The organism is Leclercia sp. Marseille-Q4284 (assembly GCF_916618945.1).
Taxonomy (GTDB): domain Bacteria; phylum Pseudomonadota; class Gammaproteobacteria; order Enterobacterales; family Enterobacteriaceae; genus Enterobacter; species Enterobacter tamurae.
In genome coordinates, this window is the sequence record NZ_CAKAKG010000002.1 from 14,045 (window position 1) to 33,660 (window position 19,616).

Genomic DNA, 19,616 nt, shown 5'->3' on the forward strand with positions numbered 1-19,616 from the left:
TTCCTGTATTAGTCAAACTCCAGTTCCACCTGCTCCGAACCAATGAGGCCACGCAGATCGTTAAGTAAACGATCGCTCGGAGAGACACGCCACGACGCACCAAAGCGCAACCGTGCACGCGCATCCGCCCTCTGATAGTAGAGATGTACTGGAATGGTCCCCGAGCGGTGGGGTTCCAGAGACTGACGGAGTCGGTTTAAAAGCTGGTCATCAATTTGCCTGTCCGTCAGCGAGATAGCAAGCCCGCGAGCATATTTTTCCCGGGCTTCGTCAATGTCCATCACTTCGCGGGCGGTCATTTTAAGCCCCCCGCTGAAGTCATCAAAGCTGACCTGTCCGCTGACGATAAGTATGCGGTCTTTTTCCAGCAACTGCTGGTATTTATCCAGTGCGTCAGTGAATAACATCACCTCCAGCCGCCCGGAACGGTCATCCAGCGTACAGATGCCGATACGATTGCCGCGCTTGGTGACCATAACCCTCGCGGCAATGACGAGCCCCGCAGCCGTGGTCATCTTACCACGTTCTGTCGGATGCATGTCTTTCAGCCGGTAGCCTCCGACATAGCGCTCAATTTCTTTAAGATACTGGTTGATCGGATGCCCGGTCAGGTACAGACCCAGGGTTTCACGCTCGCCGTCCAGCACCGTCTGTTCCGGCCATGGCTGACAGCTGGCGTAGGACTGTTCGATCTGCTCCGGCTCTTCAGCCAGCACGCCGAACATATCCGCCTGACCAATGGCTTCGGCTTTCGAGTGCTGATCGGCGGCCTTCAGCGCGTCGGCCAGCGAGTTCATCAGCGCGGCGCGATGTGGTCCCAGACGGTCAAACGCCCCGGACATGATCAGCTTTTCCAGCACCCGACGGTTCAGTTTTTTGATATCGGTCCGCGCGCACAGGTCAAACAGCTCGCGGAAGTAGCCGCCCTGGTTACGGGCTTCAATGATGGCTTCGATCGGGCCTTCACCCACGCCTTTAATGGCGCCGATACCGTACACGATCTCCCCGTCGTCGTTGACGTGGAAATGGTACAGACCGGAGTTGATGTCCGGCGGCAGGATCTTCAGCCCCATGCGCCAGCACTCGTCCACCAGGCCAACCACTTTCTCGGTGTTATCCATATCGGCGGTCATTACCGCGGCCATAAACTCTGCCGGGTAGTGGGCTTTCAGCCACAGCGTCTGGTACGAGACTAATGCGTAAGCGGCGGAGTGTGACTTGTTAAAGCCATATCCGGCGAATTTCTCTACCAGATCGAAGATTTTAATTGCCAGTTCGCCATCAACGCCGTTTTTCTTCGCCCCTTCTTCAAAGGTGCCGCGCTGCTTGGCCATCTCTTCCGGCTTTTTCTTACCCATCGCACGACGCAGCATGTCCGCGCCGCCGAGGGTGTAGCCGGAGAGCTCCTGGGCAATCTGCATTACCTGTTCCTGATACAGGATAATGCCGTAAGTGGGTTCCAGAACCGGTTTCAGACACTCGTGCTGCCACTGCACGTCCGGGTAGGAGATCTCTTCCCGGCCATGCTTACGGTCGATAAAGTTATCTACCATCCCCGACTGCAGGGGCCCCGGACGGAACAATGCGACCAGAGCGATCATGTCTTCGAAGCAGTCAGGCTGCAGACGTTTGATCAGATCCTTCATGCCGCGGGATTCAAGCTGGAACACCGCGGTGGTTTCCGAGCGCTGCAGCATGTCGAAGCTTTTCTTGTCATCCAGCGGGATCGCCGCGATATCAATCGGCTCCAGGCCCTGTTTGGCCCGGCGCGGGTTGATCATCTTCAGCGCCCAGTCGATGATGGTGAGCGTGCGCAGGCCGAGGAAGTCAAACTTCACCAGTCCGGCGTATTCCACATCGTTCTTATCGAACTGGGTGACCGGGTGCGAGCCGGTTTCATCGCAGTACAGCGGCGCAAAATCGGTAATTTTGGTCGGGGCAATAACCACCCCACCGGCGTGTTTCCCGGCGTTACGGGTGACGCCTTCCAGCTTGCGCGCCATGTCGATCAGCGCTCTGACCTCTTCGTCGGCCTCGTAGATCTCCGGCAGTTGCGGTTCAGCTTCAAAAGCTTTCGCCAGGGTCATGCCCGGATCGGGCGGCACCAGCTTCGAGATGCGGTCGACAAAGCCATACGGATGCCCCAGCACGCGGCCCACGTCGCGGATAACCGCTTTTGCCGCCATCGTACCGAAGGTAATAATCTGCGATACCGCATCGCGGCCGTACATGTCCGCCACGTGCTCGATAACCTGGTCGCGTTTCTCCATGCAGAAGTCGACGTCGAAGTCGGGCATCGAGACACGTTCCGGGTTAAGGAAGCGTTCGAATAGCAGGTCAAACTCCAGCGGATCGAGATCGGTAATTTTCAGCGCATAGGCCACCAGCGATCCGGCACCCGAACCACGGCCCGGCCCTACCGGTACGCCGTTGTCCTTCGACCACTGGATAAACTCCATCACGATCAGGAAGTAGCCGGGGAACCCCATCTGGTTGATAACCTGGAGTTCAATATCCAGACGCTCGTCATAGGCCGGGCGCTTTTCGGCACGCACGGCCGGGTCCGGGAAGAGAAATTCCAGACGCTCTTCCAGGCCCTCTTTCGATTTCACGACCAGAAAATCTTCCGTGGTCATGTCGCCAGTCGGGAACTGCGGCAGGAAATACTCGCCCAGGCGGACGGTGACGTTGCAGCGTTTGGCAATCTCTACGCTGTTTTCCAGCGCTTCCGGGATATCGGAGAACAGCTCGCACATCTCCTCTTCGCTGCGCATGTACTGCTGCGGCGAATAGTTGCGCGGGCGTTTCGGATCGTCGAGGGTGAAGCCATCGTGGATGGCGACGCGAATTTCATGGGCGTCAAAATCGTCGGCGTTGATAAAGCGCACATCGTTGGACGCCACAACCGGCAGCCCATGCTGTTCTGCAAGGGCGACCGCGGCGTGCAGATAGCTCTCTTCATCCGGACGACCGGTGCGGATCAGCTCCAGATAGAAGCGATCCGGGAAATATTCTTTATAAAAATCGACGCACTGCTCAGCCAGCGCACCATTGCCACGCAGCAGGCATCGACCGACGTCGCCCATGCGCCCGCCGGAGATCAGCAGCAATCCCTCGTTCAGCTCCGCCAGCCACGCGCGATCGATCCACGGCCCCTGCGGGCCGTAGCCGCGCTGATAGGCCCGGGAGATCAGCAGCGTCAGGTTCTGGTAACCGGTGTTATTCATCGCCAGAACGCTGATCTGCGTCATTTCATCGGCGAGAAGCTCGCTCTGAACGTGAAAATCGGCACCAATCACCGGCTTCAAACCGGCACCGTGCGCCGTTCCGTAGAACTTCACCAGACCGCAGAGGTTGGTGAAGTCGGTGATCGCCAGCGCAGGCATGCCAAGCGCGGCCGCCTTTTTCACTAGCGGCCCGGTCTTCGCCAGCCCATCAATCATGGAATAGTCGCTGTGCACCCGCAGGTGTACGAAACGTGGTTCAGCCATCTTCAGATTCCGCGTTACTTATTGGCGTCTTGATTCAGGACATGAGTCCCAGTGCGCGTTTCACCGGCCCAAAACTGCGGCGGTGATGTTCAGTTGCGCCGTGTTCAGCCAGTCTTTCCAGGTGGAAAGCGGTAGGATACCCCTTATGCTGAGCAAAGCCATACTGGGGAAAAGTGAGATCCAGCGCAGCCATTTCGGCATCGCGGGAGACTTTGGCAATGATCGAGGCGGCGCTGATTTCAGCCACCCGGCTGTCGCCTTTGACGACCGCCAGGGATGGCATGGGCAGCGCCGGACAACGATTTCCGTCGATCAGCACATACTCAGGCACCACGCTCAGCCCGGCCACCGCGCGCTGCATCGCCAGCATGGTGGCATGCAGGATATTCAGTTCGTCGATCTCATGCGGCTCCGCCCGCCCCAGACTCCAGGCCAGCGCTTTCTCTTTAATTTCATCGTACAGCGCCAGGCGGCGCTTTTCGGATAATTTCTTTGAGTCATTCAGACCGATAATCGGACGAGCAGGATCGAGGATCACCGCGGCAGTGACAACAGCACCCACCAGCGGCCCACGTCCCACTTCATCCACACCCGCCACCAGATGGGTGTGAGGGTAAACAAATTCCATCATTGTGCTAACTCCAGCACCGCGTCAGCCGCCTGTTCATCGGCATTACAGCGGATCTGCTGATGTAATTCCCGGAAGGTGTCATGCATTTCATGGCTGGTTTTGCCGTCGGCCAGCAGCGGTAGCAGCGCGGCGGCTAACGCCTGTGGCTGGCACTCATCCTGCAGTAGCTCTTTGACCAACTCGCGGCGGGCAAGCAGGTTCGGCAGGGAGACGTAATCGGTTTTCACCAGACGTTTCGCCAGCCAGAAGGTGAACGGCTTCATACGATAGCCTACCACCATCGGGCATTTCGCCAGCATGCACTCCAGCGCGGCGGTGCCCGATGCCAGCAGCGCGGCATCGCTGGCGACCATCGCCTCACGGCCTTTACCATCTAATAGATGAACATGCAGATCCGGGGCGACCTCCGCCTTAATGCGCTCGAACTGCTCCCGGCGTTTGGCATTCACCAGCGGCACGACCACTTCGAGATCAGGGTAGGTCTGACGCAGGATCTGCGCCGTTTTCAGGAAATCTGCGCTGAGCATTTCCACTTCAGCTCCACGACTGCCCGGCAACAGGGCCAGACAGTGAGCGTCATGGGGAATACCGAGCACGTCTCGAGCCGCATTTTTATCGGGATCCAGCGGCATGGCATCAGCCATGGTGTGGCCGATAAAGCGGCACGGCACGTTGAATTTATCGTAAAACGCTTTTTCGAAAGGCAGGAAAGCCAGAACGAGATTCGTCGATCTGCCTATTTTGAAAACGCGTTTCTGTCGCCACGCCCAGACGGACGGACTGACGTAATGAATGGTTTTGATCCCCTGCTTTTTCAGATTACCTTCGAGGGTAATGTTGAAATCAGGCGCATCAATGCCGACGAACACATCGGGCTGTAGTTCGGTAAAACGACGCGTCAGATCGGCGCGGATATGCAGCAAACGGCGCAGACGCCCCAGCACCTCGACGATGCCCATCACCGCCAGCTCTTCCATCTCGTACCAGGCTTCACACCCTTCAGCCTGCATCAATGGACCAGCAACGCCGACAAAGCGCGCGTTGGGAACGCGCGCTTTGAGCGCTCGAATAAGACCGGCACCAAGAATATCGCCGGAGGTTTCTCCGGCGACAAGGGCGATCGTCAGCGGGCGACTATCAACCATTAACGAATCAGACCGCGAGTTGAGCGTGCGAAGAATTCCACGAACGCGTTCACCTCAGGATGCTGTTTCGCCAGTTCAGCGATTTCCGGCTTCGCCTCTTCCAGCGTTTTACCGTTACGGTAAAGCTGTTTGTAGGCGTTACGGATAGCCATAATCGCTTCACGGCTGAAGCCGCGACGCTTCAGGCCTTCGATGTTGACGCCAAACGGCGTCGCATGGTTGCCCTGCGCAATCACATACGGCGGGACGTCCTGCGCCACGCCGGAGCAGCCGCCAACCATCACGTGCGCACCAATGATGCAGAACTGATGGACCGCGGTCATGCCGCCAATGATGGCATGATCGTCAACTGATACGTGCCCCGCCAGCGTTGCGTTGTTGGCGAGAATACAGCGGTTACCAACGGTACAGTCATGCGCGATATGCGCGTTGACCATAAACAGGTTATCGCTGCCCACCTTCGTCAATTCACCACCCTGTACTGTGCCACGATGAATGGTGACGCTTTCGCGAATGCGGTTACGATCGCCAATTTCCACACGGGTCGGTTCGCCAGCATATTTTAGATCCTGGTTAACTTCACCGATGGAGGCGAACTGATAGATCACGTTATCGCGGCCAATGGTCGTATGACCATTCACCACGACGTGAGATTTCAGTACGGTACCCTCACCAATTTCAACATGGGGTCCAACAATACAAAATGGACCAATGTGAACGTTAGCACCGATAACGGCACCCTCTTCCACAATGGCGGTTGGATGAATAAAGGCGGTTTTATCAATCACGTATCAGGCCTCCCGGCTACGCGCACACATCATGGTAGCTTCGCAAACAACTTTGCCGTCAACCAGAGCTACGCCTTTAAAGCGAGTCAGGCCGCGACGCGTTTTTTCAAAAGTCACTTCCATGATCATCTGATCACCAGGCACGACCGGGCGCTTAAAGCGCGCTTCGTCAATACCTGCGAAGTAATACAGCTCACCCGGCTCCAGTTTACCAACGCTTTTAAACGCCAGAATACCGGTAGCCTGAGCCATCGCTTCCAGGATCAATACGCCCGGGAAGATAGGCTTCCCAGGGAAATGCCCCTGGAAGAATGGCTCGTTTACAGAAACATTTTTCACTGCGCGCAGAAAACGACCTTCTTCAAAATCCAGCACACGGTCTACCAGCAAAAACGGGTAGCGGTGCGGCAGAAGTTCTAAAATCTCTTCAATATGCAGAGTATGAGTGTCAGTAGTCAAAATACTCTTCCTGTCAAAATATCTGAATGGCAATAATAACACGGCCTGCCGGTTTATAAGAAAGCCGACAGGCCGGGAAGTGTGCGTTAAACGGGTGAACGCTTAGTCTTGTTGATCGATTTTGCGCTCAATGGCCTTGAGGCGCTTGCTCATATCATCAATATTCATTACCAGGGCAGCAGTTTTACGCCACGCCTTGTTAGGCTGCAGCGGTATACCTGAGGAGTAGACGCCCGGCTCAGTGATAGGACGCATAACCATGCCCATGCCTGTCACCGTGACTTTGTCGCATATTTCCATATGCCCGTTAATGACGCTGGCGCCGCCAATCATACAGTAACGGCCAATCTTCAGGCTGCCTGCCATAATAACGCCACCGGCAACCGCGGTATTGTCGCCAATCACAACGTTATGTGCAATCTGGCACTGGTTATCGATGATAACACCATTACCGATAATCGTGTCATCAAGCGCACCACGGTCAATGGTGGTACATGCGCCGATTTCGACACGATCGCCGATGATCACCCGTCCCAGCTGCGGGATCTTCACCCAGTTACCACGATCGTTGGCATAACCGAAACCATCCGAACCGATAACGGTGCTGGACTGGATTAGGCAATGTTCACCAATTTCGATTTCATGGTAAACGGAGACATTGGCCCACAGACGAGAGCCTGCACCAATTTTTGTTTTTTTACCCACGAAGCAACCGGCGCCAATCACCACATTATCGCCCAGCACGACGTCTGATTCGATAACGGCATTGGCACCAATTGATACGTTGCTACCCAGCTGCGCCGTCGGATCAATCACCGCACTGGGTGCGATGTTCTGTGCCGGCTGCGGCGTGGTATCGAGAATTTGTGCCATACGGGCATATGTCAGGTAGGGATTCTTCACTACCAGCGCAGCACCTGCGGCAAACGGCAAATCGTCCTGCGTCAGTACGACAGCAGACGCCTGGCAAAGCGCCAGATGTTCACGGTACTTCGGGCTTACCATGAAGGTGATAGTGCCTGCTTTAGCAGACTGCATGGACGCAACAGCGGTGATGACGATATCGCCATCACCGTGTAATTCTGCATCCAACTGCTGAGCTAAATCAGCGAGTCGAATTGAAGGCATTACTTATTTAACCTGTTTCAGGACATCAGCGGTGATGTCTTTAACATCGCTGCTGTTGAATGCAACAGCGTTGGCATCAACAACCAGATCGATGTTCTGATCGGCAGCAACTGCTTTCACAGCAGACTGGATACGGGTAACCAATTTGCCACGTTCTTCGTTAGAACGACGTTGACGATCCTGCTCAAAAGCTTGCGCTTTCTGAGAGAAGGTCTGACGCTGAGCCATTACGTCTTTTTCCACTTTGCTGCGCTCGCTCGCTTTCATGGTAGAACCATCGCGCTGCAGACGCTGCATTTTGGATTGCAGATCTTTTTCCATACCTTGCAGTTCGCTTGCACGGCCTTTGAACTCGTTCTCCAGCGTGGCAGAAACACCTGTTTTCTGCGCAACCTGCTGGAACAAGTTACCCATATTGACGATTGCAATTTTGTCTGCTGCCTGAGCAGAAGTTGCCATCGCTAAACCGAGACCTGCAGCTAATAACCACTTTTTCACAATTAACTCCTTACCATCCCATTGGTACCCGAAGGTACCGTTCTTTGCGTGGCAAGGCGATCCTGCGATCGCCAGTTGTCAGCGCTACACTGCCAACGCATTCCTTTGCGGCGGACAATTACCAGGTTTTACCAATGTTAAACTGGAACTGCTCCGCTTTGTCTCCCTCGTATTTCTTAAACGGCTGGGCGTAGGAGAAGACCAACGGCCCCAGCGGTGACATCCATTGTAGTGCGAGACCCGCAGACATACGAATATTGCTCGGATCGCTATAGTCCGGAATGCCTGCAGCACGGGTCGCACTGGTATTTTCCCAGTTAGTATCCCATACGGTACCCGCATCCAGGAAGAAGGAGGTACGTACGGAATTGGCATACTTATCGCTGATAAACGGCGTAGGCGTAATAAACTCCAGGCTGGCAACACCCATGGCGTTACCACCTACTGCATCATCAGAGCTACACACTTCGCTCGATGAAGCTTTATCGCAGTTATCTTCGTCATTGCCACCGTAATATGCTGCTTTCGGACCAATGTTGTTGGACTGGAAGCCACGCACGGTGCTTGAGCCGCCCGCGTAGAAGTTCTCGTAGAATGGCAGTTCTTTGCCACCTAAACCATCGCCGTAACCCCAGCGCGTACGACCCAGAACCACCCATTTATGGTCTTCGTCGATCGGGAAGTAGGACGCGGTATCGAGGGTGACTTTATAGAACTCATTATCTGAGCCCGGAACCGTGACTTTACCGTTCAGGTTGACGCGCGAACCTTCGGTCGGGAAGAAACCGCGGTCGAGACGGTTGTACGTCCAGCCATAGTTGAAGGTGAAGTCATCGGCGGCAAAGCCGTTATCATCATTCGAGGTGCTGGCAGACTGTCCGATAGAATCCAGATAACGCCACATTGCCACCTGCGGCTGCATGTTGGACAGGTCGTTATGCACATAACCTAAGCCAGCACGCAGGGTGTTGTATTCGTTAATCGGGAAGCCGAGCGTACCATCAACGCCGTAGCTTTTGTTGGTATACGAAGACAGGTCCGCATCATCCGCTTTAAAGTCGTTATAGAAAATACGACCGCCCAGACTCACACCATCAACGGTGAAGTAAGGGTTAGTAACGGAGAGCTCGGAGTAGGTCTGGTAGTCGTTTTTGGTACCGTTGATACCGACGGAATAGCCAGTACCTAACCAGTTATCCTGCTGCACGCCTACCTGGAAGCTGACGCCACTTTCAGTACCGTAACCGACACCAAAGTTAAAGCTACCGGTATTACGCTCTTTAACCTTGTAGACGACGTCTACCTGGTCCGGTCTACCTGGTACGCGCTGCGTATCAGTATCGACGGTTTCGAAATAACCCAGACGGTTCAGACGCTCTTTACCCTGGTCAACCAGATCGCTGCCCAGCCACGCGCCTTCCATCTGGCGCATTTCGCGGCGCAGAACAGAATCTTTGGAGGTGTCGTTACCTTCAAAGCGGATCTTACGAACGTAGAAACGGTTACCCGCATCAACGTTAACGTGGAGCTTAACGGTTTTATCCGTATCGTTGATTTCAGGCTGAGTCTGTACGCGTGGGTAAGCATAACCATAACGGCCGAGCAGCTTTTTAATGCCGTCTTCCATTTTGGTCACTTTCGCACCGCTATACAGTTCACCCGGCTGCAGTTTGGTCAGGCTTTCGATCTCGGCAGAGTGACCCGCGAGGTTACCACTCACTTCCACACCAGAAAGCTTGTACTGATCGCCTTCGGTAATGTTAACGGTGATGTAGATGCCTTTCTTGTCTGGCGTCAGGCTGACCTGAGTCGAGTCGATGTTGAAGCGCGCATAGCCGCGATCCAGATAGTAGCTGCGCAGGGTCTCGAGATCGCCTGCCAGTTTCTGTTTCTGGTATTTACGGTCGCCTACTACGTTCCACCACGGCACTTCGTCACGCAGCTGGAAGGTAGAGATCAGCTCGTCGGTGCTGAACGCATGGTTACCGACGATGTTAATCTGCTGGATCTTCGCGGAAACGCCTTCCTGGAACACCAGCTTCAGATCGACACGGTTACGTGGCAGCGGAGTCACAACCGCTTTTACGCTCGCGCTGTATTTACCGACGCTGTAGTAGAAATCTTCCAGCCCTTTCTCGATATCAGACAGGGTGGTGCGATCCAGAGATTCGCCAACACGGACGCCAGAGGCCTCAAGGTTTTGCTTGAGCATGTCGTCTTTCACCGACTTGTTGCCGGAGAAAGTGATGCTGGCAATCGTTGGACGCTCTTTTACCTGAACCAACAGCGTATCACCATCGCGCAGGACGCGAACGTCCTCGAAGTTGCCAGTGGCAAACAGCGCGCGAATGGTATTACTAATGTCTTCATCATTAACCGTGTCGCCTGGGCGCACTGGCATACTGAGGAGGGCCGCACCAACGGCGACACGCTGAAGGCCTTCGAAATGAATATCTTTCACTACGAACCCGTCAGCACCGTATACGGTCGCGCTGCTAAACAGCAGCGACGCTATGAGCAACTTTTTCATCGCCATCGTTATTATGCGTTCTTCCTAACACTCTCTTACAACCGAGAGAAATCATTGAAAAGTGCAAGCCCCATTAACAGCACCAGTAAAATCGAACCAATGCGATAACTAAAGTCTTGAACTCGCTCGGATACCGGTCCGCCTTTTAGCTTCTCAATCGCTAAAAACAGCAGATGACCCCCGTCTAAAACAGGCAGTGGGAACAGGTTTATTATCCCGAGGTTCACGCTAATGAGCGCAAGGAACATGAGATAGTAAATCACCCCGAACTCTGCTGACATCCCAGCCCCCTGAGCGATCGAAATCGGCCCACTGAGGTTGTTCAGTTTTACGTCACCGGTAATCAGTTTCCCCAGCATCTGCACAGTCAGCTTCATCAGTTGCCATGTTTTATCCGTGGCTTCAAGAATGGCGCTGAACGGCCCATACTGGCGTATTGTCTTGTACTCATCAGGCAGCGGAATCACTTTTGGCACCACGCCTGCAAAACCTTCGGCCTTTCCGCCACCCGGTTTGGTATCCGGGATGAGCGTTAAAGAGAGCGGACTCCCCTGCCTTTCTATCTCCAGCGCCAGTGGCGTACCTGGATTATCACGCACCAGAGTAACAAAGGTCATCCATTGCGTTAAAGGTTGACCATCGACTTTAACGATCCTGTCGCCCGCTTGCAAACCTGCTTTACGCGCAGCGGAATCAGACTGGACTTCAGCGAGCACCGGTTCAATCTGCGCGCTGCGTGGGCGGATGCCTAACGCAGCAACGGGATCTTCTTTATCTGGCTCAAAGGTCCAGGTGCGTAAATTCAGGATTTTATCCTGACGCGCACTGGAACCGAAAGGCGACACGCTAACGGTCGTTTGCTCATCACCAATTTTGGCAACCAGTTGTAACCGCACGGCATCCCAATCAGGGGTTTCGATACCATCGATCGCTTTAAGTTCCATGCCCGGATTAATTTGCGCGCTTGCCGCGATGGAGTTGGGTGTTATTTCACCAACAACCGGACGAACGCCAGGGACACCGATGATAAACACCAGCCAGTAAGCAAAGATGGCGAAGATGAAGTTTGCCACCGGACCGGCAGCAATGATTGCGGCGCGCTGGCCGACGGTTTTGTTGTTGAACGCGTAGTGGCGCACTTCAGGCGCCACTGGCTCGACGCGCTCATCCAGCATTTTGACGTAGCCGCCGAGTGGGATAAGGGCAATAACAAATTCTGTGCCGTGGCGATCGTTACGACGCCAGAGCGCTTTCCCAAAGCCAATTGAAAAGCGCTCTACACGCACGCCACAGCGCCGAGCAACCCAGAAATGGCCAAATTCATGCACCGTGATAAGTACACCCAGTGCAACAATGAACGCCGCCAGATTCCAGAGAATGCTAAGCATAAAACCTTCCGTTAAATCGTCCCAAATACCAGCAAAAACAGGCAGGCAAACACGGGTACCGCTGCCGTCAGGCTGTCTATACGATCCAGGATACCGCCGTGCCCTGGAATAAGATTGCCACTGTCTTTGATCCCTGCTTCGCGCTTAAACATACTTTCGGTCAAATCACCCAGCACGGAAGCCAGCGCTGCGACGATAGAACAGACCAATAATGTTGCCGGTGCCACCTCAAGGTTGGCCCATACGCCATAACCCCAGGAGATAATCGCCGCCGTAAACAGACCGCCGATAAAGCCCTGCCAGGTTTTACCCGGGGAGACCTTCGGTGCCAGTTTATGTTTGCCAAACAGTTTACCAAACATATAGGCGCCAGAGTCAGCCCCCCAGACGAGAATCATGACATACAGCAGCCATAATGCCCCACTGTAAGGGTTGTCGTCGTAGTGCCAGGTACGGAGGGCCAGCATTCCCCAGAAGAAAGGAACAATGGTGAACAGCCCAAAGCAGAGGCGCAGTAGTTTCGAATTACGCCATAGCGACGCAGAGCCGGGATAGAAGAGCACCAGCAGCAGCGCTGCCAGCCACCATCCCAGCGAAAGCCAGAGCGAACCCGCTATTATCGGCTGATGAATATTGTGATGGTACTCTGGCAGCATAAAGAGCATCAGCGCCAGTATCAGTCCGCACAGCACCGCCAGCCATACCCGCTGAGAACGCGAGGTAAAGCCGCTAAACTGCCCCCACTCCCACGCTGCCAGCATGCATACGACCAGTGTGACAATAGCGAAGCCCACCGGTGGCAGTAAAAACAGCGCCGCGATGACAACAGGTATTAAAACAAACGCAGAAATCAGGCGATACTTCAGCAAAAGCTACCCCCATCAGGCGTTGTCGCCACCAGGCTCGGTACCACCAAAGCGACGCTCTCGATTGGCAAAGGCATGCAGCGCACCTTCAAAGTCTTGTTCATCAAAATCGGGCCAAAGAACATCTGTAAAGTAAAGTTCGGCGTAGGCAATTTGCCACAGCAAAAAGTTACTGATGCGATGTTCTCCCCCTGTCCTAATTACTAAATCCACGGGTGTCAGTTCACTCATGCAGATTTGCTGACTCAGCGCCTCTTCATCAATCTGGTCCGGCTGTAATAGCCCTTCCTGAACCTGTTCAGCCAAATGCCGTACACCCTGGACAATATCCCAACGTCCGCCATAATTCGCCGCGATATTGAGCGTTAAGCCGGTGTTTTGTTCGGTCAACGCTTCCGCTTTACGAATACGTTCCTGCAAACGTGAGTTAAAACGACTGGTATCGCCGATAATACGCAGGCGAACGTTGTGGCGGTGCAGGCTTTTTACTTCGCTGTCGAGCGCCCACACGAACAATTCCATCAACGCGCTAACTTCCTGCGCAGGTCGATTCCAGTTTTCACTGCTGAAAGCATAGAGCGTTAACGCGTCAATGCCGTTATTGGCGGCAAAAGAAACGGCGCGGCGAACAGATTTCGCCCCAGCTTTATGCCCAAAGGCTCGGATCTTCCCTTGTCTTTTCGCCCAGCGGCCATTGCCATCCATGATGATTGCTACATGACGACAGCCATGTGCTGGCAAGTTCTCGCTTATTGGTTGATTCGCAGACAACATAACGCGTTTTTGGTCCCTGAAAGGATTTAACGGTACTCAGGAATACTGAAGCCTTTACGTAAAAAAGCCGTGTCATACCACGGCTTACCTGACCACGTAACGTCAACTACCCGTAATCAGGTGGCGCAGACTATATCACTGAAGCCCAACGCTAACAAATAGCATGACCATACGCGGCTGGATTATCACCAGCTTGCGAGGTGCGTCACCGCTTTTTGCGCCGTGAGCCTGGCTTTCGCATCGACGGTCAGCACATCATCCACACTTTGCGGCTCGCGTAAATCCATCGCCTCAAGAACAGAGAGGTTCAGCGCAGCGATATCCGTAAAGCGGATCCGCTGTTCGAGGAAGGCGGCGACAGCAATCTCGTTCGCCGCATTAAGGGCGGTTGTTGCCGCTTGCCCCTGCTCGAAGGCCTCCATCGCCAGCTTCAGGCACGGATAGCGCTGATAATCCGGCGCGCTGAACGTCAGCGCACTTAATTTGCAGAAGTCGAGCGGCTTCACGCCGGAGACCACGCGGTTTGGCCAGGCCATCGTATGGGCGATAGGCGTTCGCATATCAGGTTCGCCTAGCTGCGCCATTACGCTGCCATCCCGGTAACGGACCATGGAGTGGATCACCGACTGCGGGTGAATCAACACTTCCATCTGCGCTGCCGAGGCGTTAAACAACCAGCGGGCTTCAATGTATTCCAGACCTTTATTCATCATGGTGGCAGAATCGACGGAGATTTTACGTCCCATCGACCAGTTCGGATGACGACAGGCCTGATCCGGGGTCATTGAGACCAGGTCAGACAACGGCGTATCGCGGAACGGGCCACCAGACCCGGTAAGCAGGATAGAAGAGACACCATTCTGCTCCAGATCAGCGTACCCCAGGTTTTGCTGAAACGGTTGCGGTAAACTCTGAAAAATAGCGTTATGTTCGCTATCTACCGGCAAAAGACGCGCGCCGCGCTGCTTCACCGCCTCCATAAACAGGCGTCCGCAGGTCACCAGCGACTCTTTGTTGGCCAGTAACACCGTTTTCCCGGCATCGATCGCCGCCAGCGTCGGCAGCAGGCCTGCAGCACCCACAATCGCCGCCATCACCTGGTCTACATCATCGAGGGCTGCCATGTCGCAGGCGGCCTGTTGACCGCTTAATACCTCGGTCCGGCTGCCGTTTTCGGCCAGCAACGCTTTTACCTGGCGAGCACTCTCCTCGTCGTCCATAACCGCATAGCGTGGCGCAAACTCAAGACACTGCTCGACCATGCGCTGAACGTTTTTCCCGGCAACCAGCGCGGTCACGGTGTAGTGTTCAGGATTGTGGCGAACGACGTCGAGCGTGCTGCAACCGATCGATCCGGTTGAGCCGAGGAGTGTTAATTGCTTCATGAATTGTCCAGAAGTAGTGAAACCAGCAAAGCAAAACGCCGCCAGCAAAGCCCAACGGGCCTTCTGTACGGCGTTTTATCAGAGTATGTCAGAAATCAGAACTGCATCAGTTCCGCTTCTTTTTCTGCCAGCGCCGCATCAAGTTTCTTGATAGCTGCATCGGTCAGTTTCTGTACGTCGTCCTGAGAACGGCGATCGTCATCTTCGCTGATCTCTTTATCTTTCAGCAGCGCTTTCACTTTATCGTTCGCGTCACGGCGAACGTTACGCACGGCAACACGGCCCTGCTCTGCTTCACCACGTACTATTTTGATCAGATCTTTACGACGCTCTTCGGTCAGCGCTGGCAGTGGAACACGGATATCCGTGCCTGCAGAGCTTGGGTTCAGACCCAGATCGGATGCCATGATGGCTTTCTCAACGGCCGGACCCATTGAACGATCGAAGACGTTGATTTTCAGCGTACGGGTATCTTCTACCGTCACTTGCGCCAGCTGACGCAGCGGGGTTGGCGTACCGTAGTATTCCACGATGATGCCATCCAGCAGGCTTGGAGAAGCACGGCCAGTACGGATTTTGCTGATTTGGGTTTTGAACGCTTCTACGCATTTGTCCATGCGTACTTCAGCATCTTTTCTGATGTCGTTAATCACGTTACGAATCCTTGGAAACTTGTCTCAGGCAGACTATCTACCAGCACAACGCTACAGGTGTGCTAAGTATAGTCGCGTTTAATTCATGGCAACGCCAAAGGCGCGTCCAGGTAAGATATCACTACAAAGTAAAGCGGAATCTTACCTGTATTTATCGTCTACGGAAATTATTCCGTGATCAAAGTGCCTTCTTTTTCACCCATGACCACGCGACGCAGGGCGCCAGGCTTGTTCATGTTGAAAACACGGATCGGCAGTTTGTGGTCGCGAGCCAGCGTGAAGGCGGCAAGATCCATCACTTTCAGCTCTTTATCCAGTACTTCGCTGTAGGACAGCTGATCGTACATGGTGGCGGCAGGATCTTTGGCAGGATCGGCAGTAAACACGCCATCCACTTTGGTCGCTTTCAGGACCACATCGGCTTCGATCTCAATACCGCGCAGGCAGGCCGCGGAATCGGTAGTAAAGAACGGGTTACCCGTACCGGCGGAGAGGATCACCACGCGGTTGTTGCGCAGCAGGCTGATGGCTTCGGCCCAGCTGTAGTTGTCACACACGCCATTCAACGGAATAGCGGACATCAGGCGTGCATTCACATAGGCACGATGCAGTGCATCACGCATAGCCAGGCCATTCATGACCGTTGCCAGCATACCCATGTGGTCGCCCACCACGCGATTCATGCCTGCTTTTGCCAGACCCGCGCCACGGAAAAGGTTACCACCGCCAATGACTACGCCAACCTGGATGCCCAGTTCAACCAGTTCTTTGATTTCCTGCGCCATGCGGTCAAGGATGCTTGCGTCAATACCGAAGCCTTCCGACCCTTGCAGCGCTTCGCCACTCAGCTTAAGCAGAATGCGTTTGTAAACGGGTTTTGCATTGGTAGCCATATTTCTTTCCTGGGACTGTCAACGATTAAGATGGGGTTAATTCTGGCGACATGATATATCGCATCTCAACACAGACACTATAGGCGTCTGGCTGATTTACACATAACGTACACAAAAAGAAGCCGCCCTCAGGCGGCTTCTTTTCGCTGATTAAGACTGCTTGGACATTGCAGCAACTTCTGCTGCGAAGTCAGTCTCAACTTTCTCGATGCCTTCGCCCACTTCGAAGCGGATGAAGCCAGTTACGTCAGCGTTGTGCTCTTTCAGCAGCTGAGCAACAGTTTTGCTTGGATCCATAACGAAAGGCTGGCCAGTCAGAGAAACTTCGCCGGTGAATTTCTTCATGCGGCCTTCAACCATTTTCTCTGCGATTTCTTTTGGCTTGCCAGACTGCATGGCGATGTCCAGCTGAACCTGGTACTCTTTCTCAACAACTTCAGCAGACACGTCTTCTGGCTTAACGAATTCTGGCTTGCTTGCAGCGATGTGCATTGCCAGCTGTTTAACCAGCTCTTCGTCAGCGCCTTTAGCCGCAACCAGAACACCGATACGTGCGCCGTGCTGGTATGAACCCAGAACGTCACCTTCCAGAGAAGATACGCGACGGATGTTGATGTTCTCACCGATTTTAGCAACCAGTGCAACACGCTCTTCTTCGAACTGTGCTTTCAGAACTTCAACGTCGGTGATTTTGCCAGCAATAGCTGCGTCCAGAACTTTGTTAGCAAATGCCTGGAAACCGCCATCTTTAGCAACGAAGTCAGTCTGGCAGTTAACTTCCAGAATGATGCCGTAGGTGCCGTCGATCTTAGTGATGATCACGCCGTCAGCAGCAACGTTGCCTGCTTTCTTAGCTGCTTTGATCGCACCAGATTTACGCATGTTTTCGATTGCCAGCTCGATGTCGCCGTTCGCTTCGGTCAGCGCTTTTTTGCAATCCATCATGCCTGCGCCAGTACGTTCACGCAGCTCTTTTACCAGGGATGCGGTAATTTCAGCCATTCTTAAATCCTCGGGAGATGTGAACTGCCCGGCCAGAAGCCAAACAGTATAAATTGAAAAAAGGGGCCGATAATTGGCCCCTATTCATACACGGTACTAATAAGGGGTAGAACCTTATTATTCAGCTTCTACGAAGCTTTCTTCCGCCTGAGAAGCCAGATCCTGGGAACGGCCTTCACGAACGGTAGTAGCTACAGCGCTCAGGTACAGGCTAACAGCACGGATTGCATCGTCGTTACCCGGGATAACGAAGTCAACACCGTCCGGATCGGAGTTGGTATCAACGATTGCGAATACTGGGATACCCAGGTTGTTAGCTTCTTTGATTGCGATGTGCTCGTGGTCAGCATCGATAACGAACAGCGCGTCTGGCAGGCCGCCCATATCTTTGATACCGCCCAGGCTGTTTTCCAGCTTGTCCAGCTCACGAGTGCGCATCAGCGCTTCTTTTTTGGTCAGCTTTTCGAAAGTACCGTCCTGAGACTGGGTTTCCAGATCTTTCAGGCGCTTGATAGACTGACGAACGGTTTTCCAGTTAGTCAGCATACCGCCCAGCCAGCGATGGTTCACGAAGAACTGGTCGCAGCTGTTAGCAGCTTCTTTCACAGCTTCGCTTGCAGCGCGCTTAGTACCAACGAACAGAATCTTACCTTTACGGGAAGAGATCTTGTTCAGCTCAGCCAGGGCGTCGTTGAACATTGGTACAGTTTTCTCAAGGTTGATGATGTGAACTTTGTTACGTGCGCCGAAGATGAAAGGCTTCATTTTCGGGTTCCAGTAACGGGTCTGGTGACCGAAGTGAACACCAGCCTTGAGCATGTCGCGCATGGAAACAGTTGCCATGTTTTAAAACCTCTATTTAAAAGTTGGGGTTATGCCTCCACGTATCCCATATTACCGACCCCAAAGGGCACCCCGGAATATGTGCCGATACGTGTGTGTTGTTACACAAAGTGAGATTTGTCGCTTCCGTCCATTCTGTGTATCTGAAATGGATCGGAAGTCCGGCGCGCTTTATATCACAAAACGCTACCCGAAACCAACAATTGTTGGCGGAGTGTGCGGCGAAGGAATCTCAATTTGGCAGCATGTGCGCCAGACTGATACCATTGACAACACTTAGACTAGTATTGTCGAAAAAATCGACACCGATGGACAGATTACATGGCTATCTCTATTAAGACACCTGAAGAAATTGAAAAGATGCGCGTCGCCGGTCGTCTGGCCGCTGAAGTGCTGGAAATGATCGAGCCGTTCGTCAAACCGGGCGTCAGCACCGGCGAACTGGACCGCATCTGTAATGATTACATCGTGAACGAGCAGCAGGCGATCTCCGCATGCCTTAACTACCACGGCTTCCCGAAATCAGTCTGCATCTCTATTAATGAAGTGGTTTGCCATGGCATCCCGGATGACGAAAAGCTGCTGAAAGACGGTGACATCGTCAACATCGACGTGACCGTCATTAAAGATGAATACCACGGTGACACCTCTAAAATGTTCATCGTTGGTAAACCGACCATTCTGGGCGAGCGTCTGTGTAAAGTGACCCAGGAGAGCCTCTACCTGGCCCTGAAGATGGTTAAGCCGGGCATTCGTCTGCGTACCCTCGGAGCGGCGATCCAGAAATTCGTAGAAGCAGAGGGTTTCTCCGTGGTGCGCGAATACTGCGGTCATGGTATCGGCCGTGTGTTCCACGAAGAGCCACAGGTTCTGCACTATGATGCGGATGACGGTGGCGTAGTGCTGCAGGCGGGCATGACCTTCACCATCGAGCCGATGGTCAACGCTGGCGACTACCGCATCCGTACCATGAAAGATGGCTGGACGGTGAAAACCAAAGACCGGAGCTTGTCTGCCCAGTACGAGCATACTATTGTGGTGACCGACAACGGCTGCGAAATTCTGACGTTACGCAAGGATGACACCATCCCGGCGATACTCTCGCAAGACGCATGATAAGAAGCCGGCAAATGCCGGCTTTT

Annotated in this window: 17 protein-coding genes; 1 reads left to right on the top strand and 16 read right to left on the bottom strand. The window is 53.8% G+C overall.

The features are described from left to right. Positions 1-8 precede the first annotated feature (8 nt). The 16 genes from dnaE to rpsB all read right to left on the bottom strand — a co-directional run bounded on the left by dnaE (position 9) and on the right by rpsB (position 18,474). Positions 9-3,491 (bottom strand): DNA polymerase III subunit alpha, encoded by a 3,483-nt coding sequence (gene dnaE, locus LG383_RS14885; RefSeq protein WP_225759551.1) that lies wholly within the window; start codon positions 3,489-3,491, stop codon positions 9-11. Positions 3,492-3,525: 34 nt separating this feature from the next. Next, complete coding sequence (gene rnhB, locus LG383_RS14890; protein ID WP_225759552.1) at positions 3,526-4,122, bottom strand: ribonuclease HII; 597 nt, start codon at positions 4,120-4,122, stop codon at positions 3,526-3,528. After that, positions 4,119-5,267: a lipid-A-disaccharide synthase gene (gene lpxB / locus LG383_RS14895; protein WP_106994308.1), complete on the bottom strand. Its 1,149-nt coding sequence runs from the start codon at positions 5,265-5,267 to the stop codon at positions 4,119-4,121. The genes rnhB and lpxB overlap by 4 nt, the downstream gene beginning before the upstream one ends. Next, a complete protein-coding gene (lpxA, locus tag LG383_RS14900; RefSeq protein WP_032616625.1) occupies positions 5,267-6,055 on the bottom strand; it encodes an acyl-ACP--UDP-N-acetylglucosamine O-acyltransferase in 789 nt (262 codons plus the stop codon). The genes lpxB and lpxA overlap by 1 nt, the downstream gene beginning before the upstream one ends. 3 nt (positions 6,056-6,058) lie before the next feature. Then, positions 6,059-6,514 carry a 3-hydroxyacyl-ACP dehydratase FabZ gene (gene fabZ, locus LG383_RS14905; protein WP_007373234.1) on the bottom strand — a complete coding sequence of 152 codons (456 nt, stop codon included), beginning with the start codon at positions 6,512-6,514 and terminating at the stop codon, positions 6,059-6,061. A gap of 102 nt (positions 6,515-6,616) precedes the next feature. Beyond that, positions 6,617-7,642 (bottom strand): UDP-3-O-(3-hydroxymyristoyl)glucosamine N-acyltransferase, encoded by a 1,026-nt coding sequence (gene lpxD / locus LG383_RS14910; protein ID WP_106994307.1) that lies wholly within the window; start codon positions 7,640-7,642, stop codon positions 6,617-6,619. A 3-nt stretch (positions 7,643-7,645) separates the two neighbouring features. Further along, a complete protein-coding gene (skp, locus tag LG383_RS14915; protein ID WP_225759553.1) occupies positions 7,646-8,140 on the bottom strand; it encodes a molecular chaperone Skp in 495 nt (164 codons plus the stop codon). A gap of 118 nt (positions 8,141-8,258) precedes the next feature. Further along, positions 8,259-10,676 (bottom strand): outer membrane protein assembly factor BamA, encoded by a 2,418-nt coding sequence (gene bamA / locus LG383_RS14920; protein ID WP_106994305.1) that lies wholly within the window; start codon positions 10,674-10,676, stop codon positions 8,259-8,261. 29 nt (positions 10,677-10,705) lie between these two features. After that, positions 10,706-12,058, bottom strand: a complete 1,353-nt coding sequence (gene rseP / locus LG383_RS14925) for a sigma E protease regulator RseP (protein ID WP_166181631.1) — start codon at positions 12,056-12,058, stop codon at positions 10,706-10,708. 11 nt (positions 12,059-12,069) lie between these two features. Beyond that, positions 12,070-12,927 carry a phosphatidate cytidylyltransferase gene (gene cdsA, locus LG383_RS14930; protein WP_106994303.1) on the bottom strand — a complete coding sequence of 286 codons (858 nt, stop codon included), beginning with the start codon at positions 12,925-12,927 and terminating at the stop codon, positions 12,070-12,072. A gap of 12 nt (positions 12,928-12,939) precedes the next feature. Beyond that, complete coding sequence (gene ispU, locus LG383_RS14935; RefSeq protein ID WP_106994302.1) at positions 12,940-13,698, bottom strand: (2E,6E)-farnesyl-diphosphate-specific ditrans,polycis-undecaprenyl-diphosphate synthase; 759 nt, start codon at positions 13,696-13,698, stop codon at positions 12,940-12,942. A 185-nt stretch (positions 13,699-13,883) separates the two neighbouring features. After that, positions 13,884-15,083, bottom strand: a complete 1,200-nt coding sequence (gene ispC / locus LG383_RS14940) for a 1-deoxy-D-xylulose-5-phosphate reductoisomerase (protein WP_106994301.1) — start codon at positions 15,081-15,083, stop codon at positions 13,884-13,886. A gap of 95 nt (positions 15,084-15,178) precedes the next feature. Further along, a complete protein-coding gene (frr, locus tag LG383_RS14945; protein ID WP_106994300.1) occupies positions 15,179-15,736 on the bottom strand; it encodes a ribosome recycling factor in 558 nt (185 codons plus the stop codon). 167 nt (positions 15,737-15,903) lie between these two features. Continuing rightward, positions 15,904-16,629: a UMP kinase gene (pyrH, locus tag LG383_RS14950; RefSeq protein ID WP_166181630.1), complete on the bottom strand. Its 726-nt coding sequence runs from the start codon at positions 16,627-16,629 to the stop codon at positions 15,904-15,906. A gap of 150 nt (positions 16,630-16,779) precedes the next feature. Then, positions 16,780-17,631: a translation elongation factor Ts gene (gene tsf / locus LG383_RS14955; protein ID WP_039030310.1), complete on the bottom strand. Its 852-nt coding sequence runs from the start codon at positions 17,629-17,631 to the stop codon at positions 16,780-16,782. Positions 17,632-17,748: 117 nt separating this feature from the next. Then, entirely contained in the window at positions 17,749-18,474 is a 726-nt protein-coding gene (rpsB, locus tag LG383_RS14960) for a 30S ribosomal protein S2 (protein ID WP_106994299.1), read from the bottom strand. Between the two features lie 321 nt (positions 18,475-18,795). On the opposite strand from rpsB, the gene map reads away from it, so the two are divergent. Then, positions 18,796-19,590, top strand: coding sequence for a type I methionyl aminopeptidase (map, locus tag LG383_RS14965; protein ID WP_106994298.1), 795 nt, complete (start codon positions 18,796-18,798; stop codon positions 19,588-19,590). The last annotated feature ends 26 nt before the right edge of the window (positions 19,591-19,616 follow it).